This is a genomic window from Rothia similimucilaginosa (assembly GCF_029850985.2).
Taxonomy (GTDB): Bacteria; Actinomycetota; Actinomycetes; order Actinomycetales; family Micrococcaceae; genus Rothia.
Genome location: NZ_CM138149.1, coordinates 955,049 through 974,742, shown reverse-complemented (window position 1 = coordinate 974,742; position 19,694 = coordinate 955,049). Strand labels below are relative to the sequence as shown.

Genomic DNA, 19,694 nt, shown 5'->3' with positions numbered 1-19,694 from the left:
CACACCACCTCAGAAAATGCACGCCACCGCCCGGAATAGGGTGCTAGCGGGGGCGAGACGCAGCCGAAGCGCGCGCCTTCTCCACCAGCGAGTCGTCAATAGTGTTCGGCGTGAACTCGCCAAACTTACGCTTAGCCGCCTGCTCAATCAGGTAGTCCGAAATCTTCGGGTTCTTCGGCAGCAGCGAACCGTGCAGATAGGTACCAATCACGTTATGCGCGCGCGCACCCTCATAAGTGTCAGTCACGTTGTTGCCCTCGCCCTTGGTGACGGTAGCCAGCGGGGTGCAGCCAGCACCCAGGTAGGTCAGGCCCGAGTGGTTCTCAAAACCAATCACGGTGCCGAACTCCTCAGACTCCTCAACAATATTGCCGATTAGGCGGTCATCACCACCGACCGTGTGCGCATCAAAAATGCCGATGCCCTTCAGCACCTGACCCTCACGGGTGCGGAATTCCTTGCCGAACAGCTGGTACAGGCCACAAATGACGAGCATCGGCACGCCGTCCTCAGCCAGCGAGCGCAGCGTGTCACCGTTCGCGTGCAGGTCATCCTGAATCACGGACTGGCCGGAGTCCTGACCGCCGCCACCCAGAATAATGTCAACATCTTTCGGGAAGGGTTGACCTGGGTTGTGGTCCAAAATCTGCACGTCAAAGCCGTGTGCCTGCGCGCGACGCGCCAGCGCCAGGGTGTTGCCCCAATCGCCGTAAATGTTCATGTCGAGCGGGTACAGCTGCAGAATACGCAGAGTCTTACCGTTATTGGGGCCGGAGGCGGGGGTGCCCTCAAAAGTGTGAGTTGCCGTCATTAGGAAACCCTCTCAACGTCAGTGATCTTTGCGAGCTCTTCACGCAGAGCCAGCATTGCGGTGTAGGTGCAGAAAATACGCATGGGCGCGTTACCGCTGGAGGCAATGAAGCCCTTGAGCGCATCGGCGAGGTTCTCGTTGACCTCGTCAACCTTCACGCCGTCATGCTCCAAGCGCAGCGCCATATCCCAGGCACGCACACCCGAAACCATCTGCACGCCGGTCTTCTTCAAGCTGTCGAAGTCAACATCCCACAGCCAGGACACGTCACGACCGTCAGCGTACTGATCGTTAATCGTGATCATGGTGGCGTAGTCGTCAGCGTTCGCGCTCGCCAGGGACAGGCGGAAACCGCTCGGGTTCTTCACCAGCAGCAGCTGCAGCGGGCGGCCGTTCACGTTCAGGGTCTCACCGCGACCGAAGGCGGGGGTAATCTTCGTCAGCTCCGCAATGAGCTTATCTTCGTTGAGCTTCTCACCCATGACGGCGCGGGTCAGAGCCATAGCGCCAGCCGCGTTGAAGATGTTGTAAATGCCGTAGAGGTTGATCTCGCCGACTCGCTCCACACCCGCCAGGTCGAAGGTTGCGGAGGTGCCGGAGAACGCGGTCAGGGTGACGTCTGCCTCGGGCAGGGTTGCCTTCGCGACGGTGCCGCCGCGCATCTCATCGTCCGAGGGGAAGTACGAGCGCAGGGACTCATCCAGGCCGTAATACTTGACGGTCACGCCCGGCTGCACGTTCTCAGCGAGGGAGCGGATACGCGGGTCCTCACGGTTGAGCACCACGGTACCGGTCGTTGCGGAGGCGACGGTCGCCAGCATGCGGCGGGTCGTGTCAATCTCACCGAAGCGGTCCAGCTGGTCACGCAGAACGTTCAGCAGCAGGGCGTAGTCGGGCTTGACGGCCTTCACGAAGTGCACGGCGTGCGCCTCATCCAGCTCAAGCACAGCGATATCAGCGTCAAGCTTGCCGCCGAGGGTCATCTCGCCCAGCAGTGCCGCAGCGACACCGCGCACAAAGTTCGAACCGGTACGGTTAGTGAAAACCTTCAGACCCTGAGCTTCAAGCAGCTGCACAGCCATCTTCGTGGTGGTGGTCTTACCGTTCGTGCCGGAGACAACAACGACGCCGTAGGGCAGCTTCGCGAGCTCTTCAGCGACGAAGTCGGGGTGCAATTTTTCCATGACAAGGCCGGGGAAGGCGGAGCCGCCGCCGCGAAGCTTAGTCGCGGCGCGTACGCCCTGGCCGAGAAGACGAATGAGGGGTTTGGACATGCTTACCATTTTAGTACACGCACGCCAGCGGCTGAATGGTCCGCCGGGCTCGTTCGCTCATGCCGGACGGGGCGGGGTGCGGGGATTTTGGTGCGGGGGTGCGGGGTTTTGGTTCAGGGGGTTTGGTGCGGGGCTCCGGCTAGGGCGGCGCACCGGGGGTATTAGAAGAGCGAGCCCTTTTAGAACAGAGAACCCTGCACCCTCACCCGCGTGAACTCCTGTGCCGGCTCCACCAGCACATTCCGCCACGCGGCAGTATTCACCAGGAACGCCGCGTCAGCATCGCCGGTGTGGGCGCTCAAAAACTGACCCGCCGCGCCCGTGCAGAAGAAACCAGCCGACCCGCTCTCAGTTCCGGAACCACCCAGGCCAGGATCACCCAAACCGGAATCACAGGGCGCCAGCGGTTCGGGCGATTGCGCCCGCAGAGCCGCGTACGGGCGGTTCATGGCGAGCGATGGAATCCACGGCTCATCCAGGGCGGTGAGCGGCACCTCCGGGTCGGTGTGCGCCAGTTCGGCGAGCGCTTCGCGGGCGCGGGCGACCGCCTCCTGATGGGCAGTGCGAAGCTGCGCGCCGGGCAGCGGGTTCGTCCAGGCGCGGTACTTGCTCGCCACCTGCTTGACCTGCGGAATCTTCGCGAGGGCGGTCACGGCGTCTTCGGCGCGGCGAATGGCAAGCCCATCGGGTGCGAGCGCAATGTAGGTGGCGGTGGCGACCGCCTGCTCATCCAGGCGGCGCGGGGTCGAATGCAGGGAGCTCGTGCCGACCTTGTGCGTGCCGTCGGGGAAGGTCGCGATGTAGAGGCGATGCTCCAGCCTGGCATAGGCGCGCATGGATTCGGTGAGCGTTCCGGGGTACAGGTGCGCGCGGTGCAGGGCGGTAAATTCGTCGCGGGCGGTGCAGCGCGGGCACTGCTGGCCACTCTGGATGCGGGTGCCCTCGGGGCAGGGTACGCGGCGGATTCCCGCGGATTCGGGGGCGGCGTCATTGCTCGTGCCGGTGGTGTAGCCGGCGCAGTAACGGTAGAGTTCCCCCTCGCTATCGCGCGGAATACGCAACCCCAGATAGGCGCCGGGAGTCAACGGAATCTGGATGCGAACCCCGCTCGGAACGCCACGCTGCGCGGGACTGCTTTCCTGGCTAGGGGCGCTCTCCCCCGTCATATAGGGCACCCCTGCCGCTTGAGATGCCCGGTTATGAGCTCCTTCAGCACCCCCGCCGGGCACGACCGGTTCCACCTCAATGAGCGGGCGGCGGTTGGACCAGCGGATCTGCCTCCAGATGAGCAGCTGCGGCGCGCCTACAGAATCACCGGCGGCGGGCGCAGCAGAAAACTCGTCGAAAGCAGTCTCAAGCAGGTTGGGGTAGTCCATAGCATTCCACTCTAGCGGGTCTGGCTAGTTCTCTCACGGGGTGGGGGCGGTGCATCCGGGTATCGCACCTTCGGTGACGCATCCTCATGCGTTCAGTACAGGCGCATATCCTCGGAATGTTGAAAGAGGCCAGCGTCCTTCACGCTGATCCGCACCCTCGCAGTGTTGCCGTGCGTTCACGCACGACGGGGTGGGTTCTCAGCTGAGGCGCTGACCTCTGTGGTTGAGGCAGGGCGCTTACCCTGCCAAGTCCGAAAGCGATCGGTGACCGCTATTTTTCGGTGAGCTATGCGGTGTTTCTGGAAGCCGGAAGCTTCCCCGCAGCGTCGCTGCATTTAAAACTTTGCCATACATAGCAGACGTAACATCATTCAAATGAGCGTTAAACGCCTAATCTACGCATTTATGAAGCAAATTTTTTCTGCACTGGTTTGCAAATTGAAGCAATTAGTGCAGATTCGCAAACTCACCAAGCCTGCCAACCGGGTCGCCGGACTATCTGACGGATGAGCCACACCATCTAGCTGAGGCGGGCAAACCCCTCCGCAATCGCAGAGCGCATATCGTCCAGCGTGCGGGACATAGTCTTGGTGTGAGCGATAATCGGCAGGAAATTCGTATCCCCACTCCAGCGCGGCAGAATATGCTGATGCAGGTGATCAGCAATGCCCGCGCCGCCCACCTTACCCTGATTCATGCCGATATTGAAGCCGTCATTATGCGACACCTCACGTAGAACCTTCATGGCGAGCTGGGTCAGCTGCGCAATCTCAATAGTTTCCGCCTCGGTCGCATCATCGTAGAACGGGATGTGGCGGTACGGGCAGATGAGCAGGTGCCCGGGGTTGTACGGGTAGAGATTGAGAATCACAAAAGCGTGCTCGCCACGGTGCACAATCAGCGACTCCTCGTCACTGCGGCTGGGCGCAGTGCAGAAGGGGCAGGTCTTCTCGGTGTAGTCCTTCTGGCCGCCACTCACGTAGGCGGTGCGGTGAGGGGTCCACAGGCGCTGGAACTGGTCCGGTGCGCCGGGTAGCTCGAAGGAATCCTGCACCGAGGCTGCGGTGCTGTGCTCGGGGGTCGTGTTCTCGCTCATAGTCCCATTCTATAGCCCGCACGCAGCAACGGGAATGCCCGGTCCGTCATGCGTGCCAGATATGAGATAACTCCCCCGGCAGCGCGCCTAGCCGTGAAGCTTTTCCAGGCGAATGATACGGGTGGCACCCTCAAAGGTCATGGGGAAAAACAGCACGCCGTCTTCTAGGATGAATTCCTTGGCTTCCTGGTCGGAGGCGTTATTCGTGCGGATGCGCACGCGGTGAGGGTGAGCGCGCCGAGTATTACGAGCGCACTCAGAGTGGACTTAGGTGCCAGAAAAGTGTCCTAACAGAGTATGTGTTTGAGTGAGTTTGTGAGTTGAGTGGTGCCTCCTGCCCGTGAGTGAGGTGGGGATACGACAACACCCCGTAGCGTATTTGGGCTACAGGGTGCTCGGTCATCGGCACATAGCTAGTTTATATGCTCTGGCTAGGAGTTTCATTAGTGACGGTTATTTTTTAAAAGATCGTTTGGTTACATTAGACCTTAAGTTAAGTGGTTTATTCACACAAGAACCCCAATGTGCCCTCTGCGCGGGCTCATTTTGCTCCGACAAGCCACAACATGACATCTGGCGAAGGCTTTCCGAATTTCTACCGCGGATTTCCACCACACCACAGGCAAAACCCACGATTTCGCTACAGATAACAGCAGAACTCAACAACTATTTGTGAGAGCGCAACGCGAACTTCTCACGAATAATCGTGAGCGTCTGGCGAGTCTCCTCCAGCAGGGCGACCGGCTCCTGCTCACACACCGCAACCTCATGAGAGGTCGAGGGATTGGCGGGTTCAGCATCATCTGGAGCAGCACCCACGGCGGTAAAATCGGCGGCACTAAAACCGGCGCGGCGTGCCGCCTCCGGAGGGATCGGGTGCACGCCGTCCTCATCCACAACCTCACGCAACGTGTAGTCGTGGGCTTCACGGCGCGCATACTCACGAGCCAGCAGGGCACGCAACTCAGAAATCTCCTGGCGAAGATCGTCCACGTCAGCCTTGGTTGCGGGGTACTCCTGCTCCTCCCTGCCACCAAACTTTTCGATAATCCAGCTCGCGAGCGCACCGGTAGCAACCGCGACCAAGCCCCCGCCGTACAGCATGACGATCACGGCGATGACCCTGCCGATACCGGTGACCGGGTAAACGTCTCCGTAGCCGACCGTGGCGAGGGTCGTGAACATCCACCAGTAGGCGGTGGGCAGGTCACGAATCATCGCGCCCGGCTCGGAGGACTCCACCGAATAGATCGACAGGGCAAACATGATGATGAAGATCGCGGTGTAGCCGAAGAGCTTCATCCCCAGTTCGGAGAGCCTCTTATATTGGCGGTTGGTGGTCAGGTGCATCATGGCGAGGAAGCTGACAATACGCCACGCGGGCAGCAGCACGATGGCCAGGTTCATCAGGTTGTGCGTGATGAAGTAGAGTCGCCGCGGCGCCAGGTACAGGCGCACGCAGTAGTCGGCGGCGAAGAGGCCCCACAGAATCATCTGAATGATGTTGAGGTACCCGTCGTACGGCTCCTGAATGCGTGTGCTCATGATGGGCGCGGCGAACGCGAGCAGGTACAGCACGGACGCCACGAACATGGGCGTGGAGGAGCGGTCTTCCCACGCGGCCAGGTTCTTCTCGCCGCGGTACTTGCTGAGCGTGCGGAAGAGGCGGGTTCGCGGAGTGCGACGCGGCGGGTCCGTGACGGTGCGGGTGACCGTGCGAATGGTCGTGGTGTGCGTTTCAGGTTCGCCTACATCAATAATCTCGGCGTCACCATCGGGGTTACCCTGGGTGCCCGCTTTCTGGTCGCCCTTGCCGTGCGGGTGATGCGTGGTGCGGGTGATGCGACGCTCCTCGCGGTGCGTACCGTCCGGCGCGTCGGTGGTGGCGTATTCTTCGACGACCTCTTCGTAGTCGTCGTCGGGGTCCAGGTCGGTGGAGTAGACGGAGTGGGTGCTGTCCAGGCGGGCGCTATCAATCTGCACGGCATCAACCTGTACTGCCTCCATGCCGGGGGCGGTAGCCTCTGCGGGGCTACTTGCTGCAGCACTAGTTTTGGCGGCACTGGATTCTGCCGGTGCCGACTGGGTATAACCAGCCTTCGTGGTATTCTCAGCGGCGGCTTCAGATGCGGTAGTTTCAGATGCAACAGTTTCAGGGCGCGCAGACGCACCCACCGGGCTGTTCCCCGGAATATTGCCCGAGGTATTCCCCGAGGTATTGGGTGCTGTGCCGTTCTTTACCGTGTTGTCTGTCTGGTTCTGTTCTGCCTTATCCATAGTGTGAATGATACTCCACGCCGTTGCGTTTGCGTTTCTATTTCGTTGCACTGTGGTCTTCGTCTGGCGGTCTTTACGCCGTGCTGTGGTCTTTGCACGGTGAGCATTTAACCTGACACAATATGTGGTGTATCCATCACGTCGGTTGCGCCGCCCCGCAATGTTACTGCCTCGCAGTGTTGCTGCCCCGTTGCGTTGCGGTCCCGTTGCGTTGCCGACCCGCACATCGGAGTGCTTCATGCCTTCACACACCGCCGCTTTCCAGACCCTGTTCTTCCGCCAGTCAGGTTTCCGCCAGCTGGGCGCGAGCCTCTGCCTGTCAGGTGCGCTCGCCGTCGCCCTGGGTGGGTGCGCCACCTTGAATTCCTCCCCTTCTGCTTCTGCGGAGGCTTCGTCTGAGCCGACGGCGGCGAGCCACGCAACGGCGCCGGTGATTCAGGATTCTGAGGGTTTCCGCCTGTTTACGGGCCGCGGCGCGGTTGAGGAGGCGGTCTTTGAGGGCCCCGCGGCTCCCGCTACTTATTCGTATGTGGAGTTTGAGCGTCGCGGTGAGCCTGAGGGCACTATGAAGGTTTCGGTCGCGGACGGTTCGGGTACCACGGTTGAGGTGATTGCTGGCGGTTCGGGTGAGGGTGCGGGCGTGTGGGTTCGTAATACGGCGAGCGCGACGGCGCCGAGTCCTTCTAGTACCGGTCCTTCTGGTTCCGCTAAGTCTGCCGGTGCGGTGAGTGTGCCGTATAGTTCGGCGCGTGTGACGGCTTCGACCTCGCAGCTGACTGATGACGCGCAGTGGATGGTATCGGTTCGTGCGGCGGGCGTGGATGCTTCGGGCAAGTTCACTGCGCCTGATGGTGTGCCATTGACGAGTCAGGGCGCGGAGGTTGGTGAGATTCAGATGCAGGGCAGCCGCGGTTTTGTGCACGATACGGGTGCGAGCGGCGGTTCGGTGGCTGTGGAGAACCGTTCGGGTGCGAAGATGACGGTGTATTGTGCGGGTGTGGATCGTAAGGAGCGTAGTGTGCCTGCGGGTGGTCGCGTGTTTGTGGAGGATTTGGGGGTGCGTGCTTCGGCGGGTTCTCCCCTGTTTTGTGGTGTGGTGACTTCTGATAGTGCTGCTAGCTGGAATGTTACGGCGCTCGGCGGTCGCGCCTAACAGCAGCCGCAGCGTTCAGAGTGTGGTGGGTGCGCCTCCGCAAGCCCGCGCTTACTCCCCCGGAAAACCAGCAAACACGCGGCAAAGCTACGCATCAGCACGGTGTATAACCCACTCCCCTTATGGTGACAAGTAGTCGCCAAGCTTAGCCATAGCTAAGCGGAAAAGACGGCGTTCAAAGGAAGATACTGGAATAAAGACAGCATTCACACACCTGTCACCAGTAAGGAAGCAAGATCATGACCGTCGTGTCAAATACATCTGAAGCCCTCAAGTCCCCCTACGCGGACACCCTCAACCGTCTACTTTCCGATGCACGCGCAGAAGCCGTCGAATCCAGCGTCTCCGAGCTCGAACGCCTGGCAATCTCCCACGACGCATCCCACTACCTGCTCGTGCCCGCCGGCCTGGTCCGCCCCGACTCCGCCGAAGACGTCGCAAACATCTTCCGCGCAGCCGGCGACCTCGGCCTGCCGCTGACCTTCCGCTCCGGCGGCACCTCCCTCTCCGGCCAGTCCAGCGGCGACGGCCTGATGGTCGACACCCGCCGCCACTTCAAGAAGATTGAGGTCCTTGAAGACGGCAAGAAGGTGCGCGTGCAGCCCGGCGCGACCATCATGATGGTCAACAACTACCTGGCACCCTACGGCTACAAGCTCGGCCCCGACCCGGCATCATGGTCCGCATGTACCATCGGTGGCGTGGTCGCTAACAACTCCTCCGGTATGTCCTCGGGTACCCAGTACAACACCTACAACACCCTGGACTCCATGGTGTTCGTGCTCCCCAGCGGCACCATCATTGACACCGCCGAGCCGGACGCCGACCAGAAGCTGCGCTCCCTCGAACCTGAACTCCACGAAGGCCTGCTGCGCCTGCGCAAGCGCGTGCTTGAGAACCCCGAATCCATGGCGAAGATTCGCCAGCAGTACTCCATGAAGAACACCATGGGTTACGGCCTGAACTCCCTGGTCGACTTCGAGACCCCCGTGGACATTCTGCAGCACCTGCTGATTGGTTCGGAGGGTACCCTCGGCTTTGTTGCTTCGGCAACCTACCGCACCCTGCCGATTCTGAAGAACATTTCCACCGGCCTGCTCGTGTTCGACAACCTCATCGATGCGGCACGCTCCGTACCCGAACTGGTCGCCAACAAGCTCGCGACCGTCGAGCTGATGGACGCCACCAGTATTCGTGTGGCTCAGCGTACCGGTCAGGCTGCGGAGGCGCTCGCCGCCATCGACGTGAAGGATCACGCCGCGCTGCTGGTTGAGTTCCAGGGCAACTCCGAGCAGGAGCTGAACGACCTTGCCGCCGCTGCAGCGCCCATGTTTAAGAGCCTGCCGGTGGCATCGCCCGTGTCGATGACCAGCAAGCTGTCCGAACGTAACGCCCTGTGGGCTGCACGCCGTGGCCTGTACACCACCGTCGCTGGTAACCGCCGCTCCGGCACCAACGCACTGCTCGAAGACGTGGTCGTGCCCGTCGAGGTTCTGGGTAACACCTGTAGCGACCTGACCAAGCTGTTCGACGCCCACGGCTACCAGGACTCCGTGATTTTCGGTCACGCGAAGGACGGTAACATCCACTTCATGCTGAACGAGCAGTTCCGCGACCCGAAGCAGCTTGACCGCTACCGCGACTTCACCGAAGAAATGGTTCAGCTGATTCTTGCCGCTGACGGCTCGCTGAAGGCTGAGCACGGTACCGGCCGTATTATGGCGCCGTTCGTGAGCCGCCAGTTCGGTGACGAACTCTTCGACGTGATGCGCCAGATTAAGCGCCTCATTGACCCGAAGGGCTTCATGAACCCGGGCGTTCTGCTTGCCGAGCCGGACACCGACTACGTGACCGACCTGAAGGTCGCCGAAACCGTCGAGGAAGAAGTCGACCGCTGTGTGGAGTGCGGCTACTGTGAGCCGGTCTGCCCCTCCCGCAACCTGACTTTGACCCCCCGTAAGCGTATTGTGCTGCGCCGTGAGATTGCTGCCGCTGAGGCGAACGGCGATCACGAGCTCGCTGAGCGCCTGCGTAAGGAGTACGAGTACTACGGCATTGAGACCTGTGCTGTGGACGGCATGTGCCAGACCCGCTGCCCCGTGAACATCAACACCGGTGACCTGATTCGCCGCCTGCGTTCTGAGAACCAGGACAAGCTGGCCGCTACCGGCTGGAAGATCGCCGCACAGCAGTGGGGCATCATGGATAAGGTCGCCGGTAAGTCCCTGACTGTGGCTAAGAAACTGCCGTTCCCCGTGGTACACGGTACCACCAACATTGCCCGTAAGGTCATGGGTGACGACATGGTTCCTTCCTACAAGAAGGACCTGCCGGTTGGTGGCCCGGCACGTAAGCCGCACAAGGACGCAACCGCTGAGATTGTGTTCTTCCCCGCCTGCGTGAACTCCATGTTCGGCGGCGTGGACGGCGACGGCAAGCATGACCCGGTCAACGCAACCCAGGCGTTCATCCGCCTGTGCGAGCGTACCGGCGTGAAGTACCGCATCCCCGACAATATTGGTGAGATGTGCTGCTCCACCCCGTGGAAGTCGAAGGGCTTCACTGACGGCTACTCGATTATGAGCGACCGCGTGCTGAAGTCCCTGTGGGAGGCTACCGATGGTGGCCGCCTGCCGGTCGTATGTGACGCTTCGTCCTGTACTGAGGGTCTTGAGGTGATGCGCGAGAAGGTTATTAAGGCGCTTGAGCACAAGATCGTGAACGGCCTGAAGCCGGGCGAGCCGGACTTTTCGCGTCTGCGCATGTACGATGCGGTTCAGTTCGCCGCGGACAACATGCTGGATAAGCTGAACGTGTCTGCTCCCCTGCCGTCGATTGCTCTGCACCCGACCTGCTCCATGACGCATCTGGGTACTCAGCCTGCGTTTGAGAAGATTGCGAACGCGATGAGTGACGACGTGTACGTGCCGAAGCACTGGGGTTGCTGTGGTTATGCGGGTGACCGCGGTATGCTGCACCCCGAGCTGACGGCGAGCGCTACGGAGGCGGAGGCTGCGGAGCTGAGCGAGCAGAAGCAGTTCGCCGCATACATTTCGGCAAACCGCACCTGCGAGCAGGGTATGACCGAGGCGACCGGCCACACCTACCAGAACGTGCTGCAGCTGCTGGAACGCACCACCCGCTAACAGGGGTTGAGCGCATAGCGGCATAAAAGAAGGGACCCGGCGGGCTATCTTATGTGATAGCCCGCCGGGTCCCTCGGTCCATATATACCCTCATTGCAATTTTCATTCTTATACACCATAAAATAATACAAGATAAATATATTTTTCATGGTAACATTAATACAAAATATATTTATTATTAATAATAGCCTCCATTTATATTGTAAAAAATGTCGCTAGCTACACCTATTCAAGAAGGGACTAACTATTTTGAATATTGAAGATACTGAACAACTTTTCAAAACCTTGGAAGATACTGAGCTTTTCAAAACCTTGGCTTCTCTTAGTCAAAAAAGAATAGAGATACTTATACTAATTTTAGTTTTATTTGCCGCAACAATCATACTTTTATTTATCAATAAATTCACAACAAAAAATAAAATCTTGTCTACAATATATATTGCATCTATATTTATTGAGGTTTCTTTTGCTCTACCAATTACACTAAACCTAAGCTTTCAAAAAGATGGACCTGGACCACTCCTACTCCAATCACTTCTAACTATAAGTGGTGGACTAGTCGTTCTACTAGGCTATATAGAAAATCGCAGGAAAAACGATATTGATGAATTAAAAAATGCTGATGAAAAAATTCAAAGAACACAATCATCTCGATACGAAAAAAGCATAAAATCAATTGAACTCCTCTCCTCCCCGAATACATTTTCTGCAATTTCCGCAGTCCACAACTTATGCAGACTCGCAGATGAATGGATCAATACTCCAGGTGAAACCTATCGCAAAAGCGAACAAGAGGCTCAAGCAATTGTAAATGTATTGTGCACATATATCCGAGAATCCGGAAATTCGAATCACATAAACTACAAAGATGCAGTAGGTGAAACCATAATGAATGAAATATATAACAGGCTTGACAGATCGGATAATTCACATTCGCTTTGGGGCGGTCTCGACTTTAATTTCAAGGGAGCTAATTTTACATTTCCCATTAAACTTAAAAAAATTGCTAGCGTTGAGGGTATGGATTTTAAAGGATGCACTTTTCATGAAGATTTAGAAATATCCCTATTGATCGAATATAAGGATAAAATGTATAAGACTAAACCAGGGAAAATCATCCTCGATGACTGTATTTTTAAAAAATCTGTCACCCTAGAAGCTGCCTACCTAGATAATTATTCCCCCCGTCAAAAACTCATCCCTTGGTGGAAAGTATTGTCCATCTCTTGGTGGACAACATGGGCCACCCCTTGGTGGGAAATATGGTCCAAGTATGAAAAACTTCCATACTATATCGAGATGTCAGAGATTAGTCTCCAAGATACTCAATTTACAAATAACTCCCATCTCACTATAAGAAGATTTTCAGGAGAAATTGAATCTGATGATATAGTGAACATAAATATTAATGGCATCTTACCTGGTAAAACTTTATTGCATATCCTCTCTCACGCCAAAATTACTATTGATGAAAAGCCGGGCTTGGGAAACAATAGCGCTTCAAGTAAGGTGCAAAAAAAATCAATTAAAGATAGTGTAGCTATCCAAAGTTGTGAGGAGATAGATATCGAGATACCTAGCGAGAATTATTCTAAACACATAGATTTGCAAAACTAGGCATAATAAAATTATATATAGACTAAAAATCATTATTACCCGCCCCTTCTCCTTAAAACATAGGAGTTAAATCTAAAAATTTACAGAGCATGGAAATCTTATTGACTGTATACATATGTATATATCATCAAAAAATTATTTAAAATGGTCTGACGACTCTCTCTATGTATGTCCGTCAGACCGTTTTATATTTATGTAAATATTAGTGACAAATACTACCGAAGGCGGGCAGAAAGCTTCCCGTCAGCCTCGGTCACAATAATGATCGGCTTGCCGTCCGCAACCTTGCGTGCACGGTCGAGTACATCAGCCTCATCTTCGCCGGGAGCAACAGGGATAACGTGGCACTCCCCTCCCGCCTTCTGCGCAGCGAGCGCTACGAGTGCCTGGTGTTCCGGATTGCGGCGGGCAGACATGTTGAAGTGTCCCGCGATGCGAGCTCGTTCTTTCATCACTTCAACGCTTGCCATACCTCAGCCCTTTCAAATGCGCTTCAACAGCAAAGCCTACTACTTCTTCATGAACAAACTTTGCTTCCCGAAAAACCCGGCGGGCTATCTGATGGATAGTCCGCCGGGTCCGTTTTCGTCTGCTACAGCACTTATTTTCGACTATTAAATAGTCCAATAATCAATACTGCTATTGAGATGCCGTAGAGAATTCCAAGCACCAGGTCGCTGACATTTGACACTACATTCAAGACAATTGCCAGGATCAAGAACAGCATCCCAACAGGAACATACTTATTCGACTTCATACGCTCGTGCTCCCTCAATAATCAACAGCGATACATCATTTTCAGGACTATCCAGCTACCCATTTTTCTGAATGACTATGGACGTTCGCCTTGCTACCATATTAGCAGTCTGGAGCTAAGTCTGACGAAGAAAAGGTGACCTGTAGAAAATAGCGCCTGCTGCCTCGACATCAACAAAGTTCATGGCTTGCAACTACTGGTCGGGTTATTTGTTAGATTCCTCCTTACAGAACTTTGAAGGTTCTCAGGGCTAACTTATTCCCCAAGATACATAAAGGAGGACCCGGCGGGCTATCTTATGTGATAGTCCGCCGGGTCCCAAACACGTTTCAGAGATACCTTATTCGTTATTTTTTAGTTCCAGCCATTCCTTCAACGCTACATATCTCTTTCGACGCGCCGCCAAATCAGATGAATTCCGGATTCCCTCTGAATATTCCTGAGACTTTTCCACCAAAACATCCTTATACTTTGATGGGATTTGATTAGTTTCCAGTTCCTTAAGGACTTCAGTCTCTACCTGACTAGAATATTCATCTACCCGCTTAATTATATTAACAACTCCTTGGAATACAGTTAACATATCTTTATATTCCTTTAGTTTATCTGCATCACGAACATTAAGCTTCCAAAGAGTATATATCAATGTATACAAATCAACAATATTTGACCATCTAGTCCTTTTTTTCCACTCAAGTGAGGATCCCAGGCTTTCAAGAATCTTCAAAAATTCTTTTGATTTCTCCCTATACGGTTCAAAGTCTAGGGAAACAGATTCATAATTTTCTGCAAAACCAGCTTTTTTGTTTTTAATACCAAATAGGCAAGTAAGGAATACCTCAGCAAAGAATTCCAAATCCCCCCCTCGCAACCGACGAGACCCACTAAATACTCCAGAACGAATAGACAGACTACTTGCTGCACAATCCTTTAAGAAATCATAGAATTCACCTGGATATAGCGCCTTCCTAAGTTCCTGATCGCTCAATATTACATTGACTCGGTTTACTCGAGCAAAGACTGTTCGGATTGTCATCTCATCTATGTTCGATAATTTACGCACAGGAATCTCATATTCCCAGAAACTCAATTTTTCAGATTCAGTAAGATCGGAGAATTTTTTTCCAGCAAAATTATCTATTGAATACCTATATTCAAGAGACTCCTCATCAAGCTCCAACTCATCACGATAGAATTTTATAATTGTTGATAATCTTTGCTGACCATCCACCACTTCAACAGACTGATTACCTTCAGAATCAGTTTCATATGCCAGATATATTTCAGGCACAGGATAACCCAGAAGTATCGATTCAATCAGAGAGATTTGAGCCTTCACAGGCCACACAAATTCCCTCTGATATTCAGGCCTCAAGTTTAGGGAACCGGACCTTTCCCTCTCTTTTATAGTAGATAAATTTATTGACTCAATCCTAAAACCTATATTTGAGTAACCATCAAAATTCATATCAGCCAATTGTAAAACCTCCTTAAATAACTAGGAATCTTCAGAAGAAATAATATTCCTATAGACTTTTTGAACATTATCAATATGATAACGCAAAATAGCTTCATGTGTTCGATATATCTTAAACACTATCTCATTACCATAGAACCCCTTTCCTAATTTCAATGTATCATCTTCTGCAACATTAGCCCAAGCTTCCTTGTCTGGAACAACATCCATAACGTCACTTCTAATTAATAAACTCTCCCGAGATAACATCTTTCTATAAAATACCTCATTACTTTTAAGTTTTGAGTTAACTTTACCATTGATAAAAATTTCATTAAACCTTTTCCAAACTTTCTCAAACAAAAATGAGTCCACAATAGCGACATCAATGTCAGATTCCTCGCAGAAGCTAGAAAACAACCTATCCTTTTCCCTATTTGTATTTAAAGAATAGCCAGTCCTTGAGCTTCCAACCACAATTATGGATGTTGCCGGAATGTTTAGCTTCTCTGCTAAATTATGCCTCCACTCAGCATAGTCGATAGAATCTGGCCACATCACTGGGGTTCCCTCTAAGATATTTGATACAACATACCATGAAGGAGTTCTTTTATATTTTTCGTATTCTTCTAGAAATTTTTTTCTATTGCGAGCTTTCTCTTCAGAAAGATTTTCCATTACCCTCCTTGGATATTACTAATATTATTTGAATTCAAATAAATTACTATCTTTAATACTTGCTACTCCTTTGATTCTTTGGATATAAATATCAAAATCAGCTAAGTGAACACAGGCTACCTGATACGTATCAGATATCATTATCCGAATCGTACAGTTACCGGCACTTCCGAACGACAACGAACGTTAGCACCATCACTTACATTAGCACGAAGACACCCACCCGGACTAGGGAAAACTCCACCACAACACAGTTTTCTGCACCCCCAACCGCACTCCCCCACTCTCGCCTCCTCAAGGCGCACAAAAACCACCCCCTCCGCAGCTTATCGCCGCAAAGGGGGTGGTTTCTATATATAGGCTCAGTGCAAGTCCGCCGGCTCAGCTAACCGCAGATAACCGCAGTCAGCATCGCCAACGAACCCGCATCCTAACCGCTACTACTCAGCAGCTTCAGCGCTGGGCTTGGGGTCTTCGTTCACGCGGTTGCGGATATGCTCCACAATACGTGCCACAGCCTCATCCACAGGCACGCCGTTCTCCTGCTTGTTGCCGCGGAAACGGAACGAAACAGCGCCGTGCTCCGCATCCTCACCGCCAGCAATCAGAATGAACGGAACCTTCTCAGTAGACGCAGTACGGATCTTCTTAGTGAAGCGGTCCGAACCGTAATCCACCTCAACACGTACACCGTGCGCACGCAGCTTGTCCGCGATCTCGGTCATGTAGTCGTTGAACGCCTCAGCCACCGGCACACCAATCACCTGGACCGGTGCCAGCCACGCCGGGAACGCGCCCGCATAGTGCTCAGTCAGCACACCCAAGAAGCGCTCAATCGAGCCGAACTTCGCCGAGTGAATCATGACCGGCTCCTGCACGGTACCGTCAGCAGCCTGGTACTCCAGACCGAAACGGCTCGGCTGGTTAAAGTCGTACTGCACAGTCGACATCTGCCAGGTACGGCCAATCGCGTCCTTCGCCTGAACCGAAATCTTCGGACCGTAGAACGCAGCTCCACCGGGATCCGGGACGAGCTCCAGGCCGGTCTCCTTCGCAACCTGCTCCAGAACGGCGGTAGCCTCTTCCCACTGCTCATCGGTACCGATGAACTTGTCCTTCTTATCGCCCTCAGTGTCGCGGGTGGACAGCTCAAGGTAGAAGTCAGTCATGCCGAAGTCCTCAAGAAGGCTCAGCATGAACTTCAGCAGGTGACGCACCTCGTCCGGTGCCTGCTCCTTCGTCACATACGAGTGGGAGTCATCCTGAGTAATCATGCGCACGCGGGTCAGGCCCTGCAGCACGCCGGACTTCTCGTCACGGTACACGGTGCCGAACTCGAAGAAACGCAGCGGCAGCTCACGGTACGAACGGCCACGAGAACGGTAAATCTCGTTGTGCATCGGGCAGTTCATAGCCTTCAGACGGTAGTTACCGTTATCCAGCTCCATTGAGGGGAACATGCCGTCCGCATAGTACGGAAGGTGACCGGAAGTGTAGAACAGGTCTTCCTTCGAAATGTGCGGGGTGCTGACGTACTGGAAACCCTCCTGAATGTGGCGGGTACGCACGTAATCTTCCATCTCGCGCTTAATCACGCCACCCTTAGGGTGAATCACCGGCAGGCCGGGGCCAATGTTCTTCGGGAAAGAGAACAGGTCCAGCTCACGACCCAGACGGCGGTGGTCACGGCGCTCCGCCTCAGCGATACGCTCCTTGTACGCCACCAGCTCGTCCTTAGTCGGCCAAGCGGTACCGTAAATACGCTGCAGCATGGGGTTCTTCTCAGAACCGCGCCAGTACGCGCCACCGGCACGCATCAGAGCGTAACCGTTAGCGATCAGCTTGGTGTTCGGCAGGTGCGGGCCGCGGCAGAGGTCCTTCCAGACGGTCTCGCCGGTCTTCGGGTGCACGTTGTCGTAGATGGTGATTTCACCCTCGCCGACCTCCACGGATGCGCCCTCGGCAGCATCCGCACCAGAACCGGGGCCCTGGGTCAGGGAGAGCAGCTCCAGCTTGTACGGCTCGTTCGCCATCTCGGCGACAGCCTCGTCGTGGGTGACCACGCGGCGGCGGAACAGCTGACCGGACTTGATGATCTTAATCATCGACTTCTCGATCTTCTTCAGATCTTCCGGGGTGAACGGCTCAGCCACATCAAAGTCAAAGTAGAAGCCGTCAGTAATGTACGGGCCGATGCCCAGCTTGGCGTCCTTGCGGTACTCCTGCACCGCCTGCGCCATCACGTGCGCAGCGGAGTGGCGCAGAACGTTCAGGCCGTCCGGTTCGTGAATGAAAACCGGCTCAACGGAGTCGCCAGCAGACAGCTCGTGGGAGAGATCAACCAGCACGCCGTTCACGCGTGCCACAACGATCTTCGGGTCGTCAGCGAACAGCTCAGCGGCAGTCTTCGCGGTGACCTCGCGCTCCTCACCAGAAACGCTAATAACAATTGCTGAAGAATCAGCGGCAGACATAAGTCTCCTTAACTCAGGCGCAAGCGTGCCACTCGGGGCGCCGCGGGTGCGCATACTATTCCGCACTGTACAGGTGCACGGACACACACCATCTTACAACGGCTCCCAGCCAACGCTCAGCTTGAGGGCAGACTAGTCCGCATGATGCTCACGCGTATGCTCATAAACATCAAGCACAATGTGGCTAATATGGTGGTCTTTCAGGCGGTAAATCGTGGCACGTCCCCGCTGCTCACGGTCAATCACGTGCGCCTCACGCAGGATACGCAGGTGATGCGATGCGAGCGGCTGCGAAATGCCCAGGCATGTGTACAGTTCGCTCACGCTATGCGGGCGGTGCATCAGGTGGTGCGCAATCGCCAGGCGTAGCGGGTTCGCAAGCGCAGAGAAAATCGCCACGGACGGGCCGAACTGTTCCTCCCAGTCTTTGGGGCCACTGCCTTCGAGGAGGGGAGCGTTAGCGGGCACCTCATGGGCATGCTCAGCTACATGCGCCGCCACATGTTCTGCGGGGTGGTGGGTGTTAGTTTCGGTCTGTTTTGTGTGATGGTGGTCTGTGTGATGGCTCTGAGTCATAGTATTTTCACCTTAAGTACAGAAAAGGGGGCACGTCAAGAAAGTGCCACTTGCAGAGCTACCCAGCTGCAAAGTTACAATGCTCCCGCCTCCGAACAGACATTCACCAGTTCACCAATACCTTCAATGCGGGTGCGCACCGTCTGACCCGGTTTCAACCACTGACGCGGATGTAACGACAGGCCAACCCCGGCGGGGGTACCCGTCGCCACCAAATCACCCGGCTCCAGAGTCATGAACCGCGAAATGTAGGACAATAGCTGCGCCGGGGTGAACACCATATTCGCCGTCGTGCCGCGCTGACGCACCACGCCATCCACCTCGCAGACCAGCTCCAGGCCAGCAACCGGATCAACCTCATCGGGGCTCACAATCACCGGGCCGAAGGGGGTCATCGCATCCCAATTCTTGCCCTGGAACCATTCCGAGGAACGGCCCTGCCAGTCACGCACCGACACATCGTTCATGATCGTGTACCCCATCAGGGCCTCGAGTGCCTGCTCTTCCGTGGCGTTACGCAGGCGAGCGCCAACGACCAGGCAGAGCTCAACCTCCCAATCGATTTTCGTGCTGCCGGTGCCGTCATCGGCGGGCATGCGGATTTGCTCACCGGGACCAATCAGTGCATTCGGGAACTTTGCGAACAGCGCTGGGTGCTCGGGCACTTCAAGGTTCATTTCCGCGGCGTGGTCGCGGTAGTTCAGGCCGGCGCACACAATCTTGCCGGGCTTATCCAGCGGGCGAATAAAGGGCAGGGAGTTCCACAGTTCCTCGCCGTGACCCATAACAGTCGCGCCGTTCTCCTTCAGGATTGCCACGGCGTTCTTCGGATCGCCAAAGTTCAGGCGGAACCGGCTGTAGAAATTTAGTAGCGGGCTGAGCTTCGCCGGAAGCTCGTACACGGTCTCTTCGAAAAAGCAGACCGCGCGGCTGCCCTTCGAGTCTTTAATCTGTGCCCAACGCATAGATGCTCCTTCGCTTCAGGTAGGGGTAGTTTGAGGTG

General features: G+C 55.2%; 15 protein-coding genes. 3 read left to right on the top strand and 12 right to left on the bottom strand.

Annotation, left to right across the window (positions count from 1 at the left end; translation table 11 throughout):
- Nucleotides 1-43: 43 nt before the first annotated feature.
- The 6 genes from QFX07_RS04035 to QFX07_RS04010 all read right to left on the bottom strand — a co-directional run bounded on the left by QFX07_RS04035 (nucleotide 44) and on the right by QFX07_RS04010 (nucleotide 6,834).
- On the bottom strand, nucleotides 44-811 hold the full coding sequence (locus tag QFX07_RS04035) for a type 1 glutamine amidotransferase (protein WP_279754109.1): 768 nt from the start codon (nucleotides 809-811) through the stop codon (nucleotides 44-46).
- Nucleotides 811-2,094: a Mur ligase family protein gene (locus QFX07_RS04030; RefSeq protein ID WP_279754110.1), complete on the bottom strand. Its 1,284-nt coding sequence runs from the start codon at nucleotides 2,092-2,094 to the stop codon at nucleotides 811-813. The genes QFX07_RS04035 and QFX07_RS04030 overlap by 1 nt, the downstream gene beginning before the upstream one ends.
- Nucleotides 2,095-2,264: 170 nt before the next feature.
- Complete coding sequence (locus QFX07_RS04025) at nucleotides 2,265-3,461, bottom strand: hypothetical protein (RefSeq protein ID WP_279754111.1); 1,197 nt, start codon at nucleotides 3,459-3,461, stop codon at nucleotides 2,265-2,267.
- A 520-nt stretch (nucleotides 3,462-3,981) separates the two neighbouring features.
- Entirely contained in the window at nucleotides 3,982-4,557 is a 576-nt protein-coding gene (locus QFX07_RS04020; RefSeq protein ID WP_279754112.1) for an HIT family protein, read from the bottom strand.
- An 87-nt stretch (nucleotides 4,558-4,644) separates the two neighbouring features.
- A complete protein-coding gene (locus QFX07_RS04015; protein ID WP_279754113.1) occupies nucleotides 4,645-4,776 on the bottom strand; it encodes a hypothetical protein in 132 nt (43 codons plus the stop codon).
- Between the two features lie 447 nt (nucleotides 4,777-5,223).
- Nucleotides 5,224-6,834, bottom strand: a complete 1,611-nt coding sequence (locus tag QFX07_RS04010) for an ion channel (protein WP_279754114.1) — start codon at nucleotides 6,832-6,834, stop codon at nucleotides 5,224-5,226.
- A gap of 238 nt (nucleotides 6,835-7,072) precedes the next feature.
- Here QFX07_RS04010 and QFX07_RS04005 point away from each other — a divergent pair, with 238 nt between their 5' ends.
- The 3 genes from QFX07_RS04005 (at nucleotide 7,073) to QFX07_RS03995 (ending at nucleotide 12,750) form a co-directional block, all read left to right on the top strand.
- Nucleotides 7,073-7,987 (top strand): hypothetical protein, encoded by a 915-nt coding sequence (locus QFX07_RS04005; RefSeq protein ID WP_279740053.1) that lies wholly within the window; start codon nucleotides 7,073-7,075, stop codon nucleotides 7,985-7,987.
- Between the two features lie 239 nt (nucleotides 7,988-8,226).
- Nucleotides 8,227-11,133 (top strand): FAD-binding and (Fe-S)-binding domain-containing protein, encoded by a 2,907-nt coding sequence (locus QFX07_RS04000; protein WP_279754115.1) that lies wholly within the window; start codon nucleotides 8,227-8,229, stop codon nucleotides 11,131-11,133.
- 249 nt (nucleotides 11,134-11,382) lie between these two features.
- Nucleotides 11,383-12,750 carry a hypothetical protein gene (locus QFX07_RS03995; protein ID WP_279754116.1) on the top strand — a complete coding sequence of 456 codons (1,368 nt, stop codon included), beginning with the start codon at nucleotides 11,383-11,385 and terminating at the stop codon, nucleotides 12,748-12,750.
- Nucleotides 12,751-12,965: 215 nt separating this feature from the next.
- On the opposite strand, the gene QFX07_RS03990 is transcribed toward QFX07_RS03995, so the two are convergent.
- The 6 genes from QFX07_RS03990 to QFX07_RS03965 form a co-directional block, all read right to left on the bottom strand.
- Entirely contained in the window at nucleotides 12,966-13,220 is a 255-nt protein-coding gene (locus tag QFX07_RS03990; protein ID WP_279754117.1) for an aminotransferase, read from the bottom strand.
- A gap of 627 nt (nucleotides 13,221-13,847) precedes the next feature.
- Complete coding sequence (locus tag QFX07_RS03985) at nucleotides 13,848-14,975, bottom strand: DUF262 domain-containing protein (protein ID WP_279754230.1); 1,128 nt, start codon at nucleotides 14,973-14,975, stop codon at nucleotides 13,848-13,850.
- A 30-nt stretch (nucleotides 14,976-15,005) separates the two neighbouring features.
- A complete protein-coding gene (locus tag QFX07_RS03980; protein ID WP_279754118.1) occupies nucleotides 15,006-15,641 on the bottom strand; it encodes a hypothetical protein in 636 nt (211 codons plus the stop codon).
- Nucleotides 15,642-16,081: 440 nt separating this feature from the next.
- A complete protein-coding gene (gene thrS / locus QFX07_RS03975; protein WP_279754119.1) occupies nucleotides 16,082-18,115 on the bottom strand; it encodes a threonine--tRNA ligase in 2,034 nt (677 codons plus the stop codon).
- Nucleotides 18,116-18,247: 132 nt separating this feature from the next.
- Nucleotides 18,248-18,691, bottom strand: coding sequence for an ArsR/SmtB family transcription factor (locus tag QFX07_RS03970; protein WP_279754120.1), 444 nt, complete (start codon nucleotides 18,689-18,691; stop codon nucleotides 18,248-18,250).
- 74 nt (nucleotides 18,692-18,765) lie between these two features.
- Nucleotides 18,766-19,656 carry a fumarylacetoacetate hydrolase family protein gene (locus QFX07_RS03965; protein WP_279754121.1) on the bottom strand — a complete coding sequence of 297 codons (891 nt, stop codon included), beginning with the start codon at nucleotides 19,654-19,656 and terminating at the stop codon, nucleotides 18,766-18,768.
- Nucleotides 19,657-19,694 lie beyond the last annotated feature (38 nt).

Bases quoted from the DNA above. Each gene is read 5' to 3' on its own strand.
- QFX07_RS04035 (WP_279754109.1), bottom strand. From the start codon at position 811: ATGACGGCAACTCACACTTTTGAGGGCACCCCCGCCTCCGGCCCCAAT.
- QFX07_RS04030 (WP_279754110.1), bottom strand. From the start codon at position 2,094: ATGGTAAGCATGTCCAAACCCCTCATTCGTCTTCTCGGCCAGGGCGTA.
- QFX07_RS04025 (WP_279754111.1), bottom strand. From the start codon at position 3,461: ATGGACTACCCCAACCTGCTTGAGACTGCTTTCGACGAGTTTTCTGCT.
- QFX07_RS04020 (WP_279754112.1), bottom strand. From the start codon at position 4,557: ATGAGCGAGAACACGACCCCCGAGCACAGCACCGCAGCCTCGGTGCAG.
- QFX07_RS04010 (WP_279754114.1), bottom strand. From the start codon at position 6,834: ATGGATAAGGCAGAACAGAACCAGACAGACAACACGGTAAAGAACGGC.
- QFX07_RS04005 (WP_279740053.1), top strand. From the start codon at position 7,073: ATGCCTTCACACACCGCCGCTTTCCAGACCCTGTTCTTCCGCCAGTCA.
- QFX07_RS04000 (WP_279754115.1), top strand. From the start codon at position 8,227: ATGACCGTCGTGTCAAATACATCTGAAGCCCTCAAGTCCCCCTACGCG.
- QFX07_RS03990 (WP_279754117.1), bottom strand. From the start codon at position 13,220: ATGGCAAGCGTTGAAGTGATGAAAGAACGAGCTCGCATCGCGGGACAC.
- QFX07_RS03985 (WP_279754230.1), bottom strand. From the start codon at position 14,975: ATGAATTTTGATGGTTACTCAAATATAGGTTTTAGGATTGAGTCAATA.
- QFX07_RS03980 (WP_279754118.1), bottom strand. From the start codon at position 15,641: ATGGAAAATCTTTCTGAAGAGAAAGCTCGCAATAGAAAAAAATTTCTA.
- thrS (WP_279754119.1), bottom strand. From the start codon at position 18,115: ATGTCTGCCGCTGATTCTTCAGCAATTGTTATTAGCGTTTCTGGTGAG.
- QFX07_RS03970 (WP_279754120.1), bottom strand. From the start codon at position 18,691: ATGACTCAGAGCCATCACACAGACCACCATCACACAAAACAGACCGAA.
- QFX07_RS03965 (WP_279754121.1), bottom strand. From the start codon at position 19,656: ATGCGTTGGGCACAGATTAAAGACTCGAAGGGCAGCCGCGCGGTCTGC.